The organism is Acinetobacter sp. NBRC 110496, from assembly GCF_000876115.1.
Classification (GTDB): Bacteria; Pseudomonadota; Gammaproteobacteria; order Pseudomonadales; family Moraxellaceae; genus Acinetobacter.
The window spans coordinates 1-605 of record NZ_BBTF01000159.1 but is presented as its reverse complement, the minus strand read 5'-3'; the positions used below and the strand labels follow the sequence as shown (position 1 = coordinate 605).

At 40.5% G+C, this 605-nt stretch carries 1 protein-coding gene; it reads right to left on the bottom strand.

Features of this window, described 5'->3' with window-relative positions:
* The coding region (locus tag Aba26S_RS21030; RefSeq protein WP_005108972.1) for an IS6-like element IS1008 family transposase at nucleotides 1–542 on the bottom strand (542 nt) is incomplete at its 3' end.
* Nucleotides 543–605 lie beyond the last annotated feature (63 nt).

Below are 605 nucleotides of genomic sequence, written 5' to 3'. Positions count from 1 at the left end.
CGCTTTAACTTACCATGATCACATTCAATGACATTATTTTTATACTTAATCTGCCTGTGCTCAATATCTACTGGACATTTTCCTTCTCGCTTTAATCGTGATAAAGCATGGCCATAGGTCGCTGCTTTATCTGTATTGATGACCCGTGGAATTTGCCATTTTTTCACCGTATTGAAGATCTTTCCTAGAAAACTATAGGCTGATTTACTGTTCCGTCTAGCGGAAAGGTAAAAGTCAATCGTATGACCCCGTTGATCAACTGCACGATACAGGTAAGTCCATCGCCCCTTCACTTTGATATAAGTCTCATCCATATGCCATGAATGTAAATCTGTAGGATTACGCCAATACCAGCGTAACCGTTTTTCCATTTCTGGAGCATAACGCTGAACCCAACGATAAATTGTACTGTGATCCACATTTATGCCTCGTTCAGCGAGCATTTCTTGAAGTTCACGATAGCTGATGCCATATTTACAATACCAACGAACAGCCCAAAGAATGATTTCACCTTGAAAGTGCCGACCGTGGAAGGGATTCATCTGCTGTATCTCGAAATAAATAAGATATTTAGCTTATCATGTCAGCCTATTTGCAACAGTGCC